A 22865-nucleotide genomic window follows, 5' to 3' on the forward strand; every position below is an offset into this window, starting at 1 on the left:
GGTGCCCGATGGCTACCCGTCCTGGGTCTCCACGTGGGCGCGGATGCGGCCCTCGTCGTCGAGCCAGCCCTTGGACTCGGCGTAGGAGACCATCCCCGCCAGCTTCTGCTGCCAGTCGGGGTCGCCGGCGCGCCCGGCGAGTGCGGTCAGGTCAGCGGGATCCACCCAGGAGTGCGCCGCGGTGACCACCACGACCTTGAAGGAGGTGAAATCCTCGGGTTCGACGACCTCGACGTGCGGCGGGGTGGTGCGGGGATCGATGCGCAGATACATGTGTCCTCATCCTTGGCGGTGTCGGCGGTCCCGGGCCGGGACACCGTTGACGCCCTCGATCGAATGCGCGTAGGTGCCGATGGCGAAAGCCAGCGCCGGTCCGGTGATCGACAGCGCACGGTGGTCGACGTTCTCGATGTCATCGCGGGCGGTGCCGTGGTTGGGGTCGAAGGCGGCCCCGGCGCGCCCACCCCAGAGTCGGGCCTGCACGGCGCTCTTGCGCTGGTTCGATCCGGTGGTCAGTCCACCGACGGGCACGCCCGCGGTCAGGAACGGGCCGGAGTCGCCGGCGCCGTCCAGCGGGATGTCGGCCGGCCGGACGCCGGCAAGGTTGAGGTAACCGGCCAGGGTGCGCTCGATCCCGGCCGAACCCTCGGGTGCCTCGTTGGTCGCGGCGGACTGGTCACCGTCATATGTGAAGAAGCCGGCGTTCTGCGAGCCGAGCATGTCCGCATCCAAGTAGACGGCGATGTCGTCGAGCTGGCCCGCGTCCAGACCGGAGACATATTTTCCTGCCGCGCCCAGACTCTCGGACCCCCAGAAGGCGAATCGCACGGCGTTGCCATCCGCGGGCGCCGGCCCCAGCGCGGCGGCGATGCTCAGCAACGCCGCCACCCCGGTGCCGTTGTCGTTGATCCCGGGGCTGCGGGACGCGCTGTCCAGGTTGGCGCCGGCCATCACCACATTGGTGGTGTCGCCGGTGGTGGTCTGGGCGAGGACATTGCGTGATTTCGCCACGGAGGCCTGCGCGTCGAGGGTCAGCCGGACCGGTGCGGTGGTGCGGCGCAACGCAGCATCGGTCGTGCGGTCGATGACGGCGACCGGCAGCGTGAGCTTCTGGTAGTAGCCGGGCTCGAACAGCCCCTTGGTACCGCCGGCGCTCACCACCAGCAGGCCCACCGCGCCCTTGGCGACGGCGGCGTTCTGTTTGACGACCACCGAACACCCGGTGTCGTCGACGATCGCCAGCGCTCCGCGCACATCGCCGTAGTCCGCGGCGGCGCACCCGGCGGGTTTGCGGGGCCGCAGGGACTGGCCGCTGACTCCGCCGCGCGGGGTGCCCGCGAGTGGGGATGCCTGCGTGACGGGGTAGCTGCGGCCGCCGATCTGCAGGGTCGGCTTCCCCGGGTCGCCCATCTTGAGCCATTCGAATTCCGGTGTGCTGACCTCGAATCCGCCGTCGCGCAGCACACCGGCGACATACTCGACCGTGGCCTCGTACCCGGGTGTGCCGACCGCCCGGTTGCCCCGGTTGGCGGCGGCGATACCGTTGAGCTCCTCGAGGTGGCCGAAGATGGCGTCGGCGTTCACCTTGCCCGCGAGGTCACGGGCCGGGTCGGCGGGCGCGGGTTCCGGTGCCGCCGCACACGATGTCAGCATCAGCGCAGCGGCCGCCACCGCCAGCGCTCGTCTCATGAGTCGGACTGTGCGTGCCGGGTGCGGTCCTCGCGCACCGGCACTCCGTTGCGGCCGCTGATGTCCTGTGCGTAGAAGGCCGTCGAGTAGCCGACTCCACGGCCCAGGATCTCAAGTGCCGTGCGGTCGATGTGGTCGAGGGTGTCGGTGGCCTTGTGATAGTTGGGATCGAACGGCTGGTCGGCGTTCCCGCCCCAGAGCTCGGCCTGCTCGGCGGTCATGTTCTCCTCGGCGCCGGAGAACAGTCCACCGGAGGGGATTCCGGCCTGGGTGAAGGCGTCGTAATCGGAGCGCCCGTCAAAGCTGGTGTCCCTGCCCGGCTTACCCGCACCGTCGAGGTACCCGATCAGTAGGCGTTCGATCCCGGCGGAGCCCTCCGGTACCCGGGGGACGCTGCCGTCGGCCGCCGGTGGCGCGGACTGGTTTCCGTCATAGGTGAAGTAGCCCGGATTCGGCGAACCCACCATGTCGAAGTTCAGGTAGAGCGCGATGTCCTTGAGCGCCTCGGCATCCAGCCTGCCGACGTAGTCCGCCGAGCCCCGCAGGCCGAGTTCCTCGGCGCCCCAGAATCCGAAGCGGACCGCGTTCTGGACGTCCGGCGAGCTGCCCATCTGCAGCGCGGTCTCCAACACCGCGGCCACCCCCGAGCCGTTGTCGTTGATCCCCGGCCCCTCGGGCACGCTGTCCAGGTGGGCACCCACCATGACGACGTTCTCGGTGGATCCGGTCGTGGTCTGGGCGATCACGTTGCTGGTCTTCTTGACGTCGACACCGGCCGTGAGTTTGACGGTGGCCTCGCCGGGGTTGGCGCGCAAGCGGGCGCCCTCGGCCTCGGTGATCGCCAGGACCGGGATCTTGACCGTGGTCTTACTGCCGAGGGTGCCGCCGAATTCCTCGAGCGGGCGGTCCTCGTTGTCGGCGATGAGCAGTGCGACCGCTCCCCGTTTGGCGGCGATGCCGGCCTTCTCGCCGAACTGACAGGTCCCGCGGTCCACCAGCACCACCGCCCCCTGTACCGGCAGGCCCTCGTAGTCGGCGTCGGCGCAGCCCGGGCTCTCGTCGGCGGGCGCGGCGACCAGAGGGCCGGACACACCATGCGGATCGGTGCCGACCGTGAAGGACATGCCCTTGGCGCTGACCTTGCTGCCCGCCACCGTCACATCCGGTTCCTCGGCGAATGGCAGCCGCACCTCGAACTCTTCGGTCTTCGCATCGAAACCCTTGGCACGCAACAGGTTTACGACGTAGTCGACGCTGGCCTGATAGCCGGGGGTGCCCATCGCCCGGTTACCGTCGTGCTGGTCGGCGATCTCCTGCAGTCGGGTCAGGTGCCCCATCATGGCGTCGGTGCTGAGGCTCTGGCCGATCTCGTCGGCGTATGCCGTCGCGTCCACGCGCGACTCCGACGGTGCATCCTTACCGCAGCCGCTGACACCCATGGCGAGGGCGGCCACGGACAGCATGGCCACCAGGGACCGTGATCTGAACTGCATGAGCCCCACGGTAGCCGACAGTCGCGGACCGCCTAGAGCAGAATCACCAAGGCGATGAGCAGCGGGATACTCGAGAGTCCTCCACTATCGGTGGCGAGCACGGTGAACGTCCTGGCGCCCAACAGTAAGACCTGCGGTGTAAAGAACTTCACGGCGCGCAACGCCTCCTCATACTGGGCCGGAGTCCCGGCTCCGGTAAGCGTGAGGACACCGGTGGCCGAGTTGAAGTTGGCCGTGACCGGGTTGTTGGCCGGCTGGGTGTAGCTGAGCACATCGTCGGTGTCGTGGCCGACTGTGATCGCCAGCGTGACGCTGGACAACGTCGACGAGGTCGGGTCGGTCACCGAGATCAGCGGGTCGACGGTGACGGCCGGACTGCCGGAGTTGTAGATCAGGTTGCCCACGATGGAGGTGACCACCAGAGGCGGCAGATTGATCCCCACTACCGTCACCGCGGTCGCACCCGGCAGCAGGCTCGTCGCACCCTGTATATCGGTCACCGAGAACTCGATGGTGCGGACCCCGACCAGGGCGCCCGCGCCCGTCGAGAATGTCACCGACTGCAGCACCGTCTGGTAGGCCGCCGTAGAGGCGTCACCGGTCAGGGTGAGGACCCCGTTCGAGTACGTGCCGGTGATCCCGGCCGAGGGTGTGAACGTCAGCTCATCGGTCGCGTCGCCACCCAGAGCGATCGTGACCGTCGCCCCTGACAGGTTCTGCCCGGGGTCGTTCACGATCGTCACCACCGGCGATACGGTCATCGACTGCCCTGCGGTCACCGCCCCGACCGGGGTGGTCAGAATCGTGGGCGCCGCGTTGGCGACCGCCACCACCGTCAACGCTGTCACACCCGGCAGCAGCGCCTCCTGGCCGGCCGCGTCGGTCACGGAGAACTCGATGGTACGCACCCCGATCAGGCCGGCGGCATCCGTGGAGAACGAGACCGATTGCAGCACAGTCTGATAATCCGCCGACGAGGCTCCACCCGTCAGCGTGAGGACACCATTGCTGTAAGAGCCGTTGATTCCACCAGAAGCGGTAAACGTCAACTCATCTGCGGGATCTGCACCCAAGCTGATCGTGACTGTCGCCCCGGTGATGTCCTCCCCCGGGTCATTGACGATGGTCACGATGGGCGACACTGTGGTCGACTGACCGGCCGTCACCACACCCACCGGCAGTGCCACGACTGTAGGCGCGACATTGACCGCAGCCACCACGGTTATCGCCGTAACTCCGGGAACCAGCGCCTCCAACCCGGCCGCGTCGGTCACGGAGAACTCGATGGTACGCACCCCTACCAGGCCGGCAGGATCGGTGGAGAGCGAGACCGACTGTAGGACTGTCTGGTACGCCGCTACCGACGCGGATCCGGTCAGGGTGAGAACACCGTCCGCATACGAACCAGTGACACCGTTCGAAGCGGTGAACGTCAACTCGTCAGAGGGATCAGCACCCAGGGTGATCGTCACCGTCGCGCCGGAGAGATTCTGGCCGGGGTCATTGACGATGGTCACGATGGGCGATACCGCCGACGACTGACCCGCTGTGGCAACTCCCGCAGGAAGTGTGAGCACCGTCGGCGCAGTGTTCAGCGCCGCCACGACGGTCAGCGCGGTGATGCCCGGTAGCAGCGACTCTTGGCCGACGGCGTCGGTTACCGCGAATTCGATGGTGCGCACGCCCACCAACCCTGCGACATCGGTGGTGAACGAGACCGACTGCAGGACTGTCTGGTACGCCGCAGCTGTCGCGCTGCCGGTCAGCGTGAGCACACCGTTGGAATACGACCCAGAAATGCCATTCGACGGCGTGAAGGTCAACTCGTCTGACGGATCGGCACCCAGCGTGATCGTCACCGTCGCGCCGGAGAGATTCTGGCCGGGGTCATTGACGATGGTCACGATGGGCGATACCGCCGACGACTGACCCGCTGTGGCAACTCCCGCAGGAAGTGTGAGCACCGTCGGCGCAGTGTTCAGCGCCGCCACGACGGTCAGCGCGGTGATGCCCGGTAGCAGCGACTCCTGGCCGACGGCGTCGGTTACCGCGAATTCGATGGTGCGCACGCCCACCAACCCTGCGACATCGGTGGTGAACGAGACCGACTGCAGGACTGTCTGGTACGCCGCAGCTGTCGCGCTGCCGGTCAGCGTGAGCACACCGTTGGAATACGACCCAGAAATGCCATTCGACGGCGTGAAGGTCAACTCGTCTGACGGATCGGCACCCAGCGTGATGGTCACCGTGGCGCCGTCGAGCAGTTCGCCGGGCTCGTTCACGATCACCACGATCGGCGACACCGTCGTGGACTGACCGGCGGTCACCGCACCCACCGGCGTCGTGACAATCGTCGGTGCACCGTTCAACCCCCCGACCACAGTCAGCGCGGTCACCCCGGGCAGCAGCGACTCCTGACCCGCAGCATCCACAACGGAGAACTCAATCGTGCGCACCCCAACAAGCCCGGCGGCGTCAGTGGAGAAAGACACCGACTGCAGCACAGTCTGATACGCCGCAGCAGTCGCACTGCCGGTCAGGGTGAGCACACCGTCCGCATACGAACCAGTGACACCGTTCGAAGCGGTGAACGTCAACTCGTCTGACGGATCACCACCCAACGTGATCGTCACCGTCGCCCCGGTCAGGTTCTCACCGGTCTCGTTCACAATCACGACCACCGGCGACACCGTGGTCGACTGACCCGCCGTCACCGCACCCACCGGTGTCGTCACAATCGTCGGGGCGCCGTTCAACACCCCGACCACCGTCAACGCCGTAATGCCCGGTAGCAGCGACTCCTGACCGGCAGCATCCACAACGGAGAACTCGATGGTGCGCACACCCACCAAGCCGGCGGCATCAGTGGAAAACGACACCGACTGCAGCACAGTCTGATACGCCGCCGCCGACGCACTGCCGGTCAGGGTGAGAACCCCATCGGCGTAGGTGCCGGTGATCCCGCCGGATCCGGTGAAGGTCAACTCGTCTAACGGATCACCACCCAACGTGATCGTCACCGTCGCCCCGGTCAGGTTCTCACCGGGCTCACTCACAATCACCACCACCGGCGACACCGTCGTGGACTGACCCGCCGTCACCGCACCCACCGGCGTCACCACAATCGTCGGGGCGCCGTTCAACACCCCGACCACAGTCAACGCCGTGATGCCCGGTAGCAGCGACTCCTGGCCGCCGGCGTCGGTTACCGCGAACTCGATCGTGCGCACACCCACCAACCCGGCGGCATCAGTGGACAACGACACCGACTGCAGCACAGTCTGATACGCCGCAGCAGTCGCACTGCCGGTCAGGGTGAGAACCCCATCGGCGTAGGTGCCGGTGATCCCGCCGGATCCGGTGAAGGTCAACTCGTCTGACGGATCACCGCCCAAGGTAATGGTCACCGTGGCGCCATCCAGAAGTTCGCCGGGCTCGTTCACGATCACGACCACCGGCGACACCGTGGTGGACTGACCGGCGGTCACCGCACCCACCGGTGTCGTGACAATCGTCGGGGCGCCGTTCAACCCCCGACCACAGTCAACGCGGTGATGCCCGGTAGCAGCGACTCCTGGCCGCCGGCGTCGGTTACCGCGAACTCGATCGTGCGCACCCCCACCAACCCGGCGGCATCAGTGGACAACGAGACCGACTGCAGCACAGTCTGATACGCCGCCGCCGACGCAGAGCCGGTCAGGGTGAGCACACCATTCGCGTAGGTGCCGGTGATTCCGTCCGATGGCGTGAACGTCAACTCATCGCTGGGATCGCCGCCCAAGGTGATGGTCACCGTGGCGCCATCCAGCAGTTCGCCGGGCTCGTTCACGATCACGACGATCGGCGACACCGTCGTGGACTGACCGGCAGTCACGACCCCGACCGGGCTGGTCACAATCGTCGGCGCCCCATTCAACACCCCGACCACCGTCAACGCCGTCACACCCGGTAGCAGAGACTCCTGACCGGCAGCATCCACAACGGAGAACTCGATGGTGCGCACACCCACCAGACCGGCGGCATCAGTGGAGAAAGACACCGACTGCAGCACCGTCTGATACGCCGCCGCGGTCGCGGAGCCGGTCAGCGTGAGCACACCGTCCGCATACGAACCGGTGACACCGTTCGAAGCGGTGAAGGTCAACTCATCTGACGGATCAGCACCCAGGGTGATCGTCACCGTCGCCCCGGTGAGGTTCTCACCGGGCTCGTTCGCGATCACCACGATCGGCGACACCGTCGTGGACTGACCGGCAGTCACGACCCCGACCGGGCTGGTCACAATCGTCGGCGCCCCATTCAACACCCCGACCACCGTCAACGCCGTCACACCCGGTAGCAGCGACTCCTGACCGGCAGCATCCACAACGGAGAACTCGATGGTGCGCACACCCACCAAGCCGGCGGCATCAGTGGAGAAAGACACCGACTGCAGCACCGTCTGATACGCCGCCGCGGTCGCGGAGCCGGTCAGCGTGAGCACACCGTCCGCATACGAACCGGTGACACCGTTCGAAGCGGTGAAGGTCAACTCGTCTAACGGATCACCACCCAACGTGATCGTCACCGTCGCCCCGGTCAGGTTCTCACCGGGCTCACTCACAATCACCACCACCGGCGACACCGTCGTGGACTGACCCGCCGTCACCGCACCCACCGGCGTCACCACAATCGTCGGGGCGCCGTTCAACACCCCGACCACAGTCAACGCCGTGATGCCCGGTAGCAGCGACTCCTGGCCGCCGGCGTCGGTTACCGCGAACTCGATCGTGCGCACACCCACCAACCCGGCGGCATCAGTGGACAACGACACCGACTGCAGCACAGTCTGATACGCCGCAGCAGTCGCACTGCCGGTCAGGGTGAGAACCCCATCGGCGTAGGTGCCGGTGATCCCGCCGGATCCGGTGAAGGTCAACTCGTCTGACGGATCACCGCCCAAGGTAATGGTCACCGTGGCGCCATCCAGAAGTTCGCCGGGCTCGTTCACGATCACGACCACCGGCGACACCGTGGTGGACTGACCGGCGGTCACCGCACCCACCGGTGTCGTGACAATCGTCGGGGCGCCGTTCAACCCCCCGACCACAGTCAACGCGGTGATGCCCGGTAGCAGCGACTCCTGGCCGCCGGCGTCGGTTACCGCGAACTCGATCGTGCGCACCCCCACCAACCCGGCGGCATCAGTGGACAACGAGACCGACTGCAGCACAGTCTGATACGCCGCCGCCGACGCAGAGCCGGTCAGGGTGAGCACACCATTCGCGTAGGTGCCGGTGATTCCGTCCGATGGCGTGAACGTCAACTCATCGCTGGGATCGCCGCCCAAGGTGATGGTCACCGTGGCGCCATCCAGCAGTTCGCCGGGCTCGTTCACGATCACGACGATCGGCGACACCGTCGTGGACTGACCGGCAGTCACGACCCCGACCGGGCTGGTCACAATCGTCGGCGCCCCATTCAACACCCCGACCACCGTCAACGCCGTCACACCCGGTAGCAGAGACTCCTGACCGGCAGCATCCACAACGGAGAACTCGATGGTGCGCACACCCACCAGACCGGCGGCATCAGTGGAGAAAGACACCGACTGCAGCACCGTCTGATACGCCGCCGCGGTCGCGGAGCCGGTCAGCGTGAGCACACCGTCCGCATACGAACCGGTGACACCGTTCGAAGCGGTGAAGGTCAACTCATCTGACGGATCAGCACCCAGGGTGATCGTCACCGTCGCCCCGGTGAGGTTCTCACCGGGCTCGTTCGCGATCACCACGATCGGCGACACCGTCGTGGACTGACCGGCAGTCACGACCCCGACCGGGCTGGTCACAATCGTCGGCGCCCCATTCAACACCCCGACCACCGTCAACGCCGTCACACCCGGTAGCAGCGACTCCTGACCGGCAGCATCCACAACGGAGAACTCGATGGTGCGCACACCCACCAAGCCGGCGGCATCAGTGGAGAAAGACACCGACTGCAGCACCGTCTGATACGCCGCCGCGGTCGCGGAGCCGGTCAGCGTGAGCACACCGTCCGCATACGAACCGGTGACACCGTTCGAAGCGGTGAAGGTCAACTCATCTGACGGATCACCACCCAACGTGATCGTCACCGTCGCCCCGGTCAGGTTCTCACCGGGCTCACTCACAATCACCACCACCGGCGACACCGTCGTGGACTGACCCGCCGTCACCGCACCCACCGGCGTCACCACAATCGTGGGTGCACCATTCAACACCCCGACCACAGTCAACGCCGTGATGCCGGGCAGCAGCGACTCCTGGCCGCCGGCGTCGGTTACCGCGAACTCGATCGTCCGCACACCCACCAACCCGGCGGCATCAGTGGACAACGACACCGACTGCAGCACAGTCTGATACGCCGCAGCAGTCGCAGAGCCGGTCAGGGTGAGCACACCGTTTGAATACGAGCCAGAAACTCCATTCGACGGCGTGAACGTCAGCTCATCGCTGGGATCGCCGCCCAAGGTAATGGTCACCGTGGCGCCATCCAGAAGTTCGCCGGGCTCGTTCACGATCACGACCACTGGTGACACTGTCGTGGACTGACCGGCGGTCATCGCACCCACCGGTGTCGTGACAATTGTGGGTGCACCATTCAGTACACCCACGACCGTCAGCGCGGTAATGCCGGGCAGCAGCGACTCCTGGCCGACGGCGTCGGTTACCGCGAACTCGATCGTCCGCACACCCACCAAGCCTGCGGCATCAGTGGACAACGAGACCGACTGCAGTACCGTCTGATACGCCGCAGCTGTCGCAGAGCCGGTCAGGGTGAGCACACCATTCGCGTAGGTGCCGGTGATTCCGTCCGATGGCGTGAACGTCAACTCATCGCTGGGATCGCCGCCCAACGTGATGGTCACCGTCGCACCATCCAGCAGTTCGCCGGGCTCATTCACGATCACGACCATCGGCGACACCGTCGTGGACTGACCCGCAGTCACCACACCCACCGGAGTCACCACAATCGTCGGGGCCCCATTCAACACCCCGACCACCGTCAACGCCGTCACACCCGGAAGCAGCGACTCCTGACCGACGGCGTCGGTTACCGCGAACTCGATCGTCCGCACACCCACCAAGCCTGCGGCGTCGGTGGTGAACGAAACTGATTGCAGTACTGTCTGATACGCCGCAGTTGTCGCAGAGCCGGTCAGGGTGAGAACCCCATCGGCGTAGGTGCCGGTGATCCCGCCGGATCCCGTGAAGGTCAACTCGTCTAACGGATCACCACCCAGCGCGATCGTCACCGTCGCACCACCGAGCAGCTCACCTGGCTCATTCACAATCACCACGATCGGCGACACCGTGGTCGACTGACCGGCAGTCACGACCCCGACCGGGCTGGTCACAATCGTCGGCGCCCCATTCAACACCCCGACCACCGTCAACGCCGTCACACCCGGCAGCAGCGACTCCTGACCCGCAGCATCCACAACGGAGAACTCAATCGTGCGCACCCCAACAAGCCCGGCGGCATCAGTGGAAAACGACACCGACTGCAGCACCGTCTGATACGCCGCCGCCGACGCAGAGCCGGTCAGCGTGAGCACACCATTCGCGTAGGTGCCGGTGATCCCGCCCGATGGGGTGAACGTCAGCTCATCGCTGGGATCGCCGCCCAAGGTGATCGTCACCGTGGCGCCATCCAGCAGCTCACCCGGCTCATTCACGATCACGACCACCGGCGACACCGTCGTGGACTGACCGGCAGTCACGACCCCGACCGGTGTCGTGACAATCGTGGGTGCACCATTCAACACCCCGACCACAGTCAGCGCGGTGATGCCGGGCAGCAGCGACTCCTGGCCGACGGCGTCGGTTACGGAGAACTCAATCGTGCGCACCCCAACAAGCCCTGCGGCATCAGTGGAAAACGACACCGACTGCAGCACAGTCTGGTACGCCGAAGCGGTTGCAGAGCCGGTCAGGGTGAGCACACCGTTTGAATACGACCCAGAAATGCCATTCGACGGCGTGAACGTCAACTCGTCTGTCGGATCAGCGCCCAGCGTGATGGTCACCGTCGCGCCGGTCAGGTTCTCACCGGTCTCGTTCACGATCACGACCACCGGCGACACCGTCGTGGACTGACCGGCAGTAACGACCCCGACCGGGCTGGTCACGATCGTCGGGGCGCCGTTCAACACCCCGACGACAGTCAGCGCGGTCACACCCGGAAGCAGCGACTCCTGGCCGACGGCGTCGGTTACCGCGAACTCGATCGTGCGCACACCCACCAAGCCTGCGGCGTCGGTGGTGAACGAGACCGACTGCAGTACTGTCTGATACGCCGAAGTTGTCGCAGAGCCGGTCAGGGTGAGCACACCGTCCGCATACGAACCAGTGACACCGTTCGAAGCGGTGAAGGTCAACTCGTCTGACGGATCACCGCCCAAGGTGATGGTCACCGTGGCGCCGTCGAGCAGCTCACCTGGCTCATTCACGATCACGACCACCGGCGACACCGTCGTGGACTGACCGGCAGTAACGACCCCGACCGGGCTGGTCACGATCGTCGGCGCCCCATTCAACACCCCGACCACCGTCAACGCCGTGATGCCGGGCAACAGCGACTCCTGGCCGACGGCGTCGGTTACCGCGAACTCGATCGTCCGCACACCCACCAACCCTGCGGCGTCGGTGGTGAACGAGACCGACTGCAGCACAGTCTGATACGCCGCAGCTGTCGCAGAGCCGGTCAGGGTGAGCACACCATTCGCGTAGGTGCCGGTGATTCCGTCCGATGGCGTGAACGTCAACTCATCGCTGGGATCGCCGCCCAACGTGATCGTCACCGTCGCCCCGGTCAGGTTCTCACCGGTCTCGTTCACAATCACGACCACCGGCGACACCGTGGTCGACTGACCCGCCGTCACCGCACCCACCGGAGTCACCACAATCGTCGGGGCCCCATTCAACACCCCGACCACCGTCAACGCCGTCACACCCGGAAGCAGCGACTCCTGACCGACGGCGTCGGTTACCGCGAACTCGATCGTCCGCACACCCACCAAGCCTGCGGCGTCGGTGGAAAACGAAACTGATTGCAGTACTGTCTGATACGCCGCAGTTGTCGCAGAGCCGGTCAGGGTGAGAACCCCATCGGCGTAGGTGCCGGTGATCCCGCCGGATCCCGTGAAGGTCAACTCGTCTAACGGATCACCACCCAGCGCGATCGTCACCGTCGCACCACCGAGCAGCTCACCCGGCTCATTCACAATCACCACGATCGGCGACACCGTGGTCGACTGACCGGCAGTAACGACCCCGACCGGGCTGGTCACAATCGTCGGCGCCCCATTCAACACCCCGACCACCGTCAACGCCGTAATGCCGGGCAGCAGCGACTCCTGACCCGCAGCATCCACAACGGAGAACTCGATCGTGCGCACACCCACCAACCCTGCCGCATCGGTGGTGAACGACACCGACTGCAGCACAGTCTGATACGCCGCAGCTGTCGCGCCACCCGTTAAGGTCAAGACACCATTCGCGTAGGTGCCGGTGATCCCGCCGGATTCCGTGAAGGTCAACTCGTCTGACGGATCACCACCCAGCGTGATCGCCACCGTGGCACCACCGAGCAGCTCACCCGGCTCATTCACAATCACGACCACCGGCGACACCGTGGTCGATTGACCCGCAGTCACGACCCCGACCGGGCTGGTCACGATCGTCGGGGCGCCGTTCAACACCCCGACCACGGTCAGCGCGGTAATGCCGGGCAGCAGCGACTCCTGGCCGACGGCGTCGGTTACCGCGAACTCGATCGTGCGCACACCCACCAACCCTGCAGCGTCGGTGACGAACGAGACCGACTGCAGCACAGTCTGATACGCCGCAGTTGTCGCAGAGCCGGTCAGCGTGAGCACACCATCGACGTAGGTGCCGTTGATCCCGCCCGATGGGGTGAACGTCAGCTCATCGCCGGGATCACCACCCAAGGTGATGGTCACCGTGGCGCCATCCAGCAGCTCACCCGGCTCATTCACGATCACGACCACCGGCGACACCGTGGTCGACTGACCGGCAGTCACGACCCCGACCGGGCTGGTCACGATCGTCGGGGCGCCATTCAACACCCCGACCACCGTCAACGCCGTAATGCCGGGCAGCAGCGACTCCTGACCGGCAGCATCCACAACGGAGAACTCGATGGTGCGCACACCCACCAACCCTGCAGCGTCGGTGACGAACGACACCGACTGCAGCACAGTCTGATACGCCGCCGCGGTCGCACTGCCGGTCAGCGTGAGCACACCATCGACGTAGGTGCCGTTGATCCCGCCGGATCCCGTGAAGGTCAACTCGTCTGACGGATCAGCGCCCAGCGTGATGGTCACCGTGGCGCCGTCGAGCAGTTCGCCGGGCTCATTCACAATCACCACGATCGGCGACACCGTCGTGGACTGACCGGCAGTCACGACCCCGACCGGTGTCGTGACAACCGTAGGCGGCGCATTCAGAGCACCCACGACCGTCAGCGCAGTCACACCCGGCAGCAGAGACTCCTGACCCGCAGCATCCACAACGGAGAACTCAATCGTGCGCACCCCAACAAGCCCTGCGGCATCAGTGGAAAACGACACCGACTGCAGCACAGTCTGATACGCCACAGCAGTCGCACTTCCGGTCAGCGTGAGCACACCATTCGCGTAGGTGCCGGTGATCCCGCCCGATGGCGTGAACGTCAACTCATCGCTGGGATCACCACCCAGCGCGATCGTCACCGTCGCACCCCCGAGCAGCTCACCCGGCTCATTCACAATCACCACCACCGGCGACACCGTGGTCGACTGACCCGCCGTCACCACACCCACCGGAGTCACCACAACCGTAGGCGGCGCATTCAGCACCCCGACGACCACGACTTCGGTCAGACCCGGCAGGCTGGCTGTTCCGTCATCGTCCACCACGGACCAGGTGACCGTGCGCAATCCGACCAGGGCGCCGGCGTTGGTGGAGAACGACACTGTCTGTAGAACAGTCTGGTACGCCGCCACAGACGCACTACCGGTCAGCGTGAGAACACCGTTCGCATAGGTGCCGGTGATCCCGCCAGATGGCGTGAAGGTCAAGTCATCAGAGGGATCGGATCCTTGCCCGGCGATCGTGACCGTCGCACCTGACAGCAATTGAGAATCCGGATCGGTCAGAAGTACGACGGGCGAGAGCACCACAGAGTCACCCGCCACTACCGCTGCAGCAGGCGAAACGACCAGCACTGGCGGTAGATCCACGCCGATACCCGGAATGGCCACCGGCACGGTCACCGCGATGGTGTCCGGCTTCGCCAACCCGAAGAACTGTGCGATCCGGTGGAAGAAATTCTGGATGCGCCCGAACGGACCTGACAGATGCGTGCCCACCGAGTCGGTGACGACAACCGTGAAACTGTCCGTGACGCCCGTGAGAAGGTGATCCACATCGGCCGTGTACGTGAACGTCCCATCGAGATTCTTGACGACGGTGCCGAATTCGGGTTGCTCGGTGATCGTTGTGGTGACGGGATCGCAGTTCGGATCGGTCGCATTCAGATCGAAGATGGCCAATCCGGGTACATCCGGCGGTAAGACTTGTTCGACGCTCACCTGTGGCGTCCTGTTGAAGAACGTGTGGACGATCTGGCGCCGCACCCAGGCCAGGACCGTCCACAGCAGTGGCGTCTGGACCGGAGCACTGGGGCCTGTGAGCAGGAATGGCGCAAGGATGGTCGAGATGGCACCCGAGAGCATGCCGCCCAGGGTCCGCGGAACGGCGAGCAGCGCATCTACGGGGTTCAGCGACGTGGTGCTCAGCGCTATCGGCGTGGTGAAGGTGGACGCCTGGATTCCGGGCGCGCGATCCGTTGCCGGATCGGGTATTTCGAGCCCGAACGGGTTGACGGGCAAACTGTCGCCTTCATCGTCCGCGGTCGTGGGCGGCGCAGACGAATCCAGGGTTGACGCCGGATCGGGTCGAGAATCGGAACGAACGTCATGCTCCTCGGCCTCCGCGGAACCGGCTGGGACGACAGAACCATGGTCTGTTTCGGCCGAGTCAGGAACGATCGGCTCGATCTCCGGCGGTGACTCAGTCTCGACGATCACCTCGTCGTCGGCGTCATCTGGCTCCTCGAGCTCCTCGTCGTCCCCGTCGTCCTCGGTGGACGATCCGATGGTTTCGAAATCGGTCGGTTCGTCGTCTTCGTCTTCTTTGTCGTCTTCGTCGTCTTCAGGCGCCGCGTCGGTGTCCGTGTCCGCGCCGGGAGATGTCCCGGTGTTCGACGGACTCTCGCTCGATGTGCCAGACTGCGCATCGGTATCGGACTCGGTGGTGGCGTGAGCCACTCCGGGAGTCGTTGCGACGGCGACGCCCACCCCGAGCGACACAGCCAGTGCCCCTACTCGGCCGACGAACTTGGCGTACTTCGTGTCGATGGGGCGGACATGACGCGAACTTCGCCCTCGCCGCAGAGCATCGGCCGCGTCGGCCGCGACGAGCAACTGCCGGGCGTGCCAGACGTCAGGCGCGACCTCAGCTCCAATCCGGAGACGCTCCACACGATGCCGAGGTGTATTTGCGCACATGTTCAGCCTCCGAGACGGCGTTGTCTCTACCGATCCCAGGTATCGGCAGTCCAGACGAGCAACATAAATCTCGGCACATCGGTCCCGCTTGACTTTCGGCTACGTCAATTACAGCTATTTGCATCATCAAGGAAATCGACAACCGGGAATTCCGGACTTGCTCGATAACACCAGTTGAAAGCCACTAGTGGTCCGTCTGCGTATTGACCTGGTGGAGAGAGGCTCTGCCGCGTCGGACTTTGGTGATGATGTCCTCGGCGGGGGCTTTCCAGATGAAGGGTTTGGGATCGGCGTTCCAATGGGTGGCCCAGGCGATGATGGCTTCGGAGAGTTCGGCGACGCTGGTGAAGGTTCCGCGGCGCAAACGTTTGTCGGTGAGTTCTTTGAACCATCGCTCGATCAGGTTCAGCCACGAGCTCGAGGTCGGGGTGGGATGCATGTGCCAGCGGCGACGATCCTTGTGCGCCAACCACTTCGCGATCTCAGGCGTGGAATGCGCTGACAGGTTATCCAGAACGACGTGTACAGAGAGTCCACGCGCGACGCTGGCGTCGATCTGCTTGAAGAACCGCAACACGTCCGCACCGGTGTGGCCTTTGCGCAGGTCGGTCAGGACCTCGCCGGTAGCGACGTTCATCGCGGCGAACAAGTCGATGGTGCCGTTGCGCTTGTAGTCATGGGTCATGGTTCCGGCGCGGCCGGCCTTCATCGGTAACGATGGTTGAGTACGGTCCAACGCCTGGCACTGGGTTTTCTCATCGAAGCTGAACACCACCGCCCGCGCGGGTGGATTCATGTACAGCCCAACGACATCGACCAGCTTCTCCTCAAACCGCGGATCGTTGCTGACCTTGAAGGTTTCGACCTTCCACGGCTTGAGCTTGTGATCGGCCCAGATCTTGGCCACCGAGTCCTTGCCGATCCCGACCCGGGCAGCCAACGTGCGGGTACTCCAATGCGTCGAGCCGTCGGCAGGTCGCCCCTGATGGGTCAGCCTCAATACTTCTTCGACCGTGCCCGCCGGCAGACTCGACTTACGTCCACGCCCTTTGGCGATCCGGCCCACCCCCTCGATCCCCTCCTGGGCGAACCTGGAACGCCAGCGCCGCACCGTGTCCGAGTCCACACCGCTGCGCCGCGCGATCTGCTCGTTAGCCACCCCGTCAGCAGCCCACAGCAGCGCCTGCGCCTGCACCACTTGCCGATGCGGCAACGACGTCGAGGCCGCCATCCGCTCCAACTCCGCACGCTGCGCATCACTGACCGGCAACGCGACAGCTGTCATAACAGGCATACTACAAACTACCAGATTAATTCACAGACAGACCACTAGGAAGTGCGCATAAAGAAGTTGACCACGACAAAAATTGACGTCGGCGACACCGCGCTGCCAGGCACGCCCCGCCGCTCGTCCAGCAACTGCGCGTTGCGCACTGAAACAGCGAACGTCCGCGTTTGCCGGACTACGGATCCCGGCGCGCCACCACGACGGCCGCCACCAAGAACGTCGCCGTTGCAACACCGGCAAAGTACACGGCCGACCCCAGCGGACCCCACCACATGGAGAAAGACTGCAACCACGGAATTTCGGTGAATGCGTTGGCATTAGCGAATGGCAGCAGCGGGCCCACTCTGCCTCCGACACCCGGGATGGCCCCCAGCAGTGGCTCCAGCACGAACGGCAGCAGCAGCAGGATCGCGATCACCGCGGCGCTGTGGCGTACGCACGCGCCGAGCCCCACCGCCAGCAGCGCGGCCAGCACGGCATAAAGCGTCACCGCCCCGACGGTGCGCCACGGTGCCGAGCCGGTGAGCGCCAGCTGCGCGCCCTGGCGCTCATCGAGCATTGCCCGCACCAGCAGCAGCGAACCCAGCGACATGACGGCGGCGAGCACCCCGGAGAACACCATGGTGACAACGGCTTTCGCGACCAGCACCCTGGATCTGTGCGGCGTCGCCATGAACGTCGTGCGGATCATCCCGGTCCGGTACTCCCCGGTCACGGTCAGCGCGGACAGGATCATCAGCACCGGGACGCCGAACATCGCCACCCCGAGCACCGCCCGGTCCGGGCCCACCACGCTGTAGGGCAGCGCCGCCGCGGCCTGGATGGCGGCCAGGGCCAGGCTGATCCCGACCGCGGCGAGCGCCAGCCACAGCGGCGACCGGGTGCTGGTGAGCTTGATACGTTCTGCGGCGATCGTCACGGCTGCCCGCCACCCGCCCGGTACTGGACGGCCCCGTCGGTGAGATTCATATAGGCCTCCTCCAGTGACGCGGCCTGCGCGGTCAGTTCGTGCAGCACGATGCCGTTTGCCGCGGCCAGGTCACCGACCTGTTCGGTGCTGCGGCCGTCGACCAGCAGCGCCGCACCGTCACGACGGGCCCCCGGCAGCAGGGCGGCCAGCCGGTCGATCTGCGGGCTGCGCACCCGGACCGTGTCGGCCTGATTCAAGAACTCGGCCATGGTGGTGGCGGTGATCAACCGGCCACGCCCGATCACCAGCACCCGGTCGGCGGTGTTGGCCATCTCTGCCAGCAGATGGCTGGACACGAACACGGTCCGGCCCTCGGCGGCCAGGCCCCGCATCAGTGTCCGGATCCAGCGGATGCCTTCGGGATCCAGCCCGTTGACCGGTTCGTCGAACAGCAGCACCTGTGGGTCGCCGAGAAGGGCCGCCGCGATACCGAGGCGCTGCAGCATGCCCAGCGAGAACGCGCCGGCCTGTTTGCCGGCCACCTCGGTCAGACCGACCTCGGCGAGCACCTCGTCGACCCTGCGCACCGGTATCCGGTTGGTCGCCGCGATCCACCGCAGGTGCGAGCGCGCGGTGCGGTTCGGGTGCACTTGGCGGGCGTCGAGCAGTGCACCGACGGTGCGCAACGGATGCTTGTGTTCGTGATAGGGCCGGCCGGCGACGGTGACGGTGCCGGCACTGGGCCGGTCCAGCCCGACGATCATCCGCATCGTGGTCGACTTGCCCGCACCGTTGGGCCCGAGGAAACCGGTCACCACACCGGGTTCGATGGTGCAGGTCAACTCGTCGACAGCCCTGACCGAGGCGAAAGTTTTTGTCAGGCCGGTCAGTTCGATCACGATTGGAACTCTCCCACGACCAGGTCGGCCACCGCACGCATGCCCTCGGCGTTGGGGTGCAGCGGCGCGGTGTGCCCGGGGATCGGCACCGGGAATCTGCTCGGCAGGTTCGTCCAGGGTTGCGCCGACCACGGGTGGTGGTCCCGGCTCGCCTGCGCGGCCCGGACCAGCTCGCAGCCAGTGGCCTCCGCAGCAGCACCCGTCAGCCGTTCCAGTTCCGCGGCGACGCGGCGCCCCAGGGCCGTGTCGGCCGCCGACAGCGGCGGTGCCGCGCCGTCCGGCGGAAGCAGGGTCAGGTAGTCGACGAACATCACCCGGGCCTGTGGGCAGCGGTGCCGGATGACCCGGCCGACCTCGATGAGTTCGTCGGCCACCGCGGTCAGCGCCCGCTCGCGCGCGCCGGCATCGCGCATACCGCGCAGCGGCGGCAGCCACCGCAACGGCGCGGGCAGTGCCGCCGCGCACAGCATCGGGACGTACCCGACGTCGTTACCGCCGATGGTGACCGTGATCAGTGTCTCGGTCCCGTCGAGCGCATCGACCTGTGGAGGTTCGCCGTGCTGGCGTTCGGTCAGGAGGTTGGCGGTGGTGGCGCCCGAATAGGTCACGTCGACCAGTTCCAGGTCCAGGCGTTGCGCGACGAGGTGCGGATAGTTGCGCTGCGAACGCATCGCCAACAGCGGCGACCCGGGCGCCGTCGGCGCGATGCCGGGACCGGCCGCCATCGACGAGCCAAGCGCCACGTATCGGGTCACAGGATGGCGGGGCTCGATGCCTGCGCCCAGAAACGCTTGGGGATCCGCCCGGCGTGCCGGGCCAGATGTCCTGCGGTGACGGCGGCCGCCATCGCCGCGGCCATCGCGGCCGGATCGGCGGCGCGGGTCACCGCGGTGGCCAGCAGCACGGCGTCGCAGCCCAGTTCCATCGCCAACGCGGCGTCACTGGCGGTACCGATGCCCGCGTCCAGTATCACCGGGACGTTCGCCGCATCGACGATCATCTCGATATGGTGCGGGTTCGCGATGCCCAGGCCGGTGCCGATGGGTGAGCCCAGCGGCATGACGGCCGCGCAGCCGGTGTCCTCGAGGCGTCGGGCCAGCACGGGATCGTCGTTCGTGTAGGGCAGCACGACGAAGCCGTCATCCACCAGTTGTTCAGCGGCCCTGACCAACTCGATCGCGTCGGGCAGCAGGGTGCGCTCGTCGGCGATCACCTCCAGCTTCACCCATTCGGTGCCGAGTGCCTCGCGGCCCAGCTGGGCGGTGAGCACCGCCTCGGCCGCGCCGCGGCAGCCGGCCGTGTTCGGCAGCGGGGTGATCCCCAGCTTGTTGAGCAGATCCAGGACGCCGGTACCGGATTCGGCATCGACACGGCGCATGGCGACGGTGGTCAGTTCGGTGCCCGAGGCGATCAGTGCCTCCTCGAGCACGGCCAGGTTCGCCGCGCCACCGGTGCCCATGATCAGCCGGGAGCCGAACTCCCGGCCCGCGATCGTGAGTGTCTCAGCCACCCTGCACCGCCGTCACCACTTCCACCCGGGCGCCGCCGGCCAGCGCGGTGTGCCACGACGACCTGGGCAGCACCTCCCAGTCCACCGCCACCGCGATGCCTTTCTCGGGAAAACCCAACTGGTGCACCAATTCCTCGACCGTGGTGCCGTCGGGCACATCGGCTTCATCACCGTTGACCAGCAAGATCATGTCGCCCCTCTGCGTGCTACAAGTTCCATGGCAATCCGCTCCGCCGTCCACGGCGCCAGCAGAAAGCCGTTGCGTCCGTGGCCGGTGGCGGCCAGCGTGCACTCGTCGAGCCTACCGACCAGTGGCAACCCGTCCGGTGTCATCGGGCGTAATCCGGCCGCGCACTCGGCGAGTTCGTACTCGCCCAGGCCGGGCATCACCGCGCAGGCATCGTCGAGCAGGTCCCGCACACCGCGGACCACCGGAGCGGTGTCGCGGCCGTGCTCGTACTGGGTGGCACCCACCACCACCCCGTCGCCACGCGGCACCAGGTATACCGCCCTGCCGTGCACGCGGGCCCGAACAACGCGTTGCGGCAACGGCATACAGCCCTTGCGCCAGCGCAGCCGCAGCACCTCACCCTTGACCGGGTGCACCGCCAGACTCGGCCACAGGGTGGGCGCGTCGATACCGTTGGCGATCACCCGCTGATCGGCGTCCACGGCGGCCAGCTCGTAGACCGGCGGCGCCCACTGCACACCGAGCTCCGCACAGGCCCGCTCCAGGGCCGCGACCAACGCCCGATTGTCCACGGCCAGTTCGGTATCGGCGCGGAAGCCGTGTCGGATGCCCTGGGCCAGCAGCGGTTCGACATCACGGGCGGCCGTCGTCACCGTGACCGGGTGTCCTTGCCCGGACAGCCAGTCGGCCACCGTCTTGAGGTCCGCGACATCAGCCCGGTCGACCGCCACCACCAGCGATTCGTGGGCGGTCACCACCTCGGGGGGCAGCCCGTCCAGAAACCCGGTATGCCAGAGCTTGAGGGATTCGAGGCCGATCGCCAGCAGCGCGTCCTCCCCCGGCCAGCCCTCACTGTGCGGGGCCAGCATGCCACCGGCCACCCAGGAAGCGCCCTGCGCCTCGGTCCGGTGCACGCGCACCGACCAGCCGTCCTGGGCGGCGCGCCGGGCCACCGACAGACCGATGACTCCGCCGCCGATCACGGCAAGAGATCCAGCCATCATTTCCTCTCCCTTCGCCGGCATGACCCGGATCAGGTACGACGGTCAGGGCCGGTCACGCGCCCACTCTCAGTCCCCGGTCCCGGGACTCCCGTGTTCAGCTGTCAGGATACTCGGGTGTCCGATCGCCTCGAACGCCTCACGACCGCGTCGCTGTACCTGTGCACGGATGCCCGGCGCGAACGCGGTGACCTGGCCGAGTTCGCGGACGCGGCGCTCGCCGGCGGGGTGGACATCATCCAGCTGCGGGACAAGGGCTCGGCGGGCGAGCAGCAGTTCGGTCCGCTGGAGGCCCGCCAGGAACTCGACGCGCTGGCGGTGCTCGCCGATGCGGCCCGCCGCCACGGCGCGCTGTTCGCGGTCAACGACCGCGCCGATATCGCGCGGGCGGCCGGGGCCGATGTGCTGCACCTCGGCCAGGACGATCTGCCGCTGGACATCGCACGCGACGTCATCGGGCCCACACCGGTCATCGGGCGCTCCACCCACGATGCCGGTCAGGTCGCGGCCGCGATAGACGAGGCGGTGGACTACTTCTGCGTCGGACCGTGCTGGCCCACCCCGACCAAACCGGGGCGCAGCGCGCCCGGGCTGGATCTGATCCGCCAGGTGGCCGCGTTGACACCGGCCAAACCGTGGTTCGCGATCGGCGGGATCGACGAGCAGCGGCTGCCCGAGGTCCTGGAAGCCGGTGCGCGCCGCGTTGTCGTGGTGCGCGCCATCACCGCAGCCGAGGATCCGCAGGCGGCGGCCCAAGCGCTCAAGAAATCAATGGGATCTCAGCCGTAACCGTGCGCAGCCGCTCCCAGCTGGCGGCGAAACCGGGATGCAGCGGCAGCGCTGCCACCTCGTGTTCGGGCACCCAGCGCAGCTCGGAACTCTCCCGGTTCGGGGTGGTGCGCAGCTGCTCGGCGGCATCGGCGATGACGGTGGTGTAGCTCCAGCCCGGCACCTCGTGGGTGACGACGCAGACCCGCACCGTCATCTGAGCGGCCTGTACCCCGGCCTCCTCGAACGCCTCCCGGACCGCGGCCTCCTCGACGGACTCGTGGCTGTCGCGGGCGCCACCGGGCAACGCCCAGGTGCCGCCCTGGTGGCTCCACGGGGCTCGATGCTGCAACAGCACGGCGAAGGTACCGTCGGGACCGGGCGCGCGCAGCAGTAGTCCGGCCGCGCCGTGGCGTCCCCAGAAGTGGCCGCCACCGTCCGATACCACCCAACCGTCACCATCACCGTGCACGACATCAGAATAGGGGCACGTGAATTCCCACACGTCACTCCAATGTC

At 66.5% G+C, this 22865-nt stretch carries 14 protein-coding genes and 1 riboswitch; of the genes, 1 reads left to right on the plus strand and 13 read right to left on the minus strand.

Going from position 1 to position 22865, the window contains the following annotated elements:
* Positions 1-12: 12 nt before the first annotated feature.
* From EXE63_RS11280 to thiO, 12 genes are all read right to left on the minus strand, one after another.
* Entirely contained in the window at positions 13-273 is a 261-nt protein-coding gene (locus EXE63_RS11280) for a hypothetical protein (protein ID WP_068001305.1), read from the minus strand.
* Between the two features lie 6 nt (positions 274-279).
* Positions 280-1689 (minus strand): M28 family peptidase, encoded by a 1410-nt coding sequence (locus EXE63_RS11285; RefSeq protein WP_168142029.1) that lies wholly within the window; start codon positions 1687-1689, stop codon positions 280-282.
* On the minus strand, positions 1686-3182 hold the full coding sequence (locus EXE63_RS11290; RefSeq protein ID WP_168142030.1) for a M28 family metallopeptidase: 1497 nt from the start codon (positions 3180-3182) through the stop codon (positions 1686-1688). The genes EXE63_RS11285 and EXE63_RS11290 overlap by 4 nt, the downstream gene beginning before the upstream one ends.
* 32 nt (positions 3183-3214) lie before the next feature.
* Complete coding sequence (locus tag EXE63_RS11295) at positions 3215-6670, minus strand: beta strand repeat-containing protein (RefSeq protein WP_168142031.1); 3456 nt, start codon at positions 6668-6670, stop codon at positions 3215-3217.
* A 38-nt stretch (positions 6671-6708) separates the two neighbouring features.
* Entirely contained in the window at positions 6709-15582 is an 8874-nt protein-coding gene (locus EXE63_RS11300) for a beta strand repeat-containing protein (RefSeq protein ID WP_168142032.1), read from the minus strand.
* 382 nt (positions 15583-15964) lie between these two features.
* The gene (locus tag EXE63_RS11305; RefSeq protein WP_168140352.1) at positions 15965-17065 is read right to left on the minus strand and encodes an IS630 family transposase; all 1101 of its coding nucleotides are present in this window, start codon (positions 17063-17065) and stop codon (positions 15965-15967) included.
* A gap of 178 nt (positions 17066-17243) precedes the next feature.
* On the minus strand, positions 17244-17987 hold the full coding sequence (locus tag EXE63_RS11310; RefSeq protein ID WP_168142033.1) for an ABC transporter permease: 744 nt from the start codon (positions 17985-17987) through the stop codon (positions 17244-17246).
* Positions 17984-18877 (minus strand): ABC transporter ATP-binding protein, encoded by an 894-nt coding sequence (locus EXE63_RS11315; protein WP_168142034.1) that lies wholly within the window; start codon positions 18875-18877, stop codon positions 17984-17986. The genes EXE63_RS11310 and EXE63_RS11315 overlap by 4 nt, the downstream gene beginning before the upstream one ends.
* The gene (locus EXE63_RS11320; RefSeq protein WP_210000448.1) at positions 18874-19602 is read right to left on the minus strand and encodes an SGNH/GDSL hydrolase family protein; all 729 of its coding nucleotides are present in this window, start codon (positions 19600-19602) and stop codon (positions 18874-18876) included. The genes EXE63_RS11315 and EXE63_RS11320 overlap by 4 nt, the downstream gene beginning before the upstream one ends.
* A 26-nt stretch (positions 19603-19628) precedes the next feature.
* Positions 19629-20336 carry a thiazole synthase gene (locus tag EXE63_RS11325; protein WP_436277755.1) on the minus strand — a complete coding sequence of 236 codons (708 nt, stop codon included), beginning with the start codon at positions 20334-20336 and terminating at the stop codon, positions 19629-19631.
* A 43-nt stretch (positions 20337-20379) separates the two neighbouring features.
* Positions 20380-20577: a sulfur carrier protein ThiS gene (gene thiS / locus EXE63_RS11330; protein WP_168142036.1), complete on the minus strand. Its 198-nt coding sequence runs from the start codon at positions 20575-20577 to the stop codon at positions 20380-20382.
* Positions 20574-21581, minus strand: a complete 1008-nt coding sequence (thiO, locus tag EXE63_RS11335) for a glycine oxidase ThiO (RefSeq protein ID WP_168142037.1) — start codon at positions 21579-21581, stop codon at positions 20574-20576. The genes thiS and thiO overlap by 4 nt, the downstream gene beginning before the upstream one ends.
* Positions 21571-21683, minus strand: a riboswitch (TPP riboswitch). (Overlaps the previous gene by 11 nt.)
* Before the next feature lie 12 nt (positions 21684-21695).
* On the opposite strand from thiO, the gene thiE reads away from it, so the two are divergent.
* A complete protein-coding gene (gene thiE / locus EXE63_RS11340; protein ID WP_168142038.1) occupies positions 21696-22367 on the plus strand; it encodes a thiamine phosphate synthase in 672 nt (223 codons plus the stop codon).
* Here thiE and EXE63_RS11345 read toward each other — a convergent pair.
* Positions 22339-22818, minus strand: coding sequence for an NUDIX hydrolase (locus EXE63_RS11345; protein WP_168142039.1), 480 nt, complete (start codon positions 22816-22818; stop codon positions 22339-22341). The genes thiE and EXE63_RS11345 overlap by 29 nt on opposite strands.
* Between the last annotated feature and the right edge of the window lie 47 nt (positions 22819-22865).

Origin of the sequence: Mycolicibacterium frederiksbergense, assembly GCF_012223425.1 — a bacterium.
GTDB lineage: Bacteria > Actinomycetota > Actinomycetes > Mycobacteriales > Mycobacteriaceae > Mycobacterium > Mycobacterium frederiksbergense.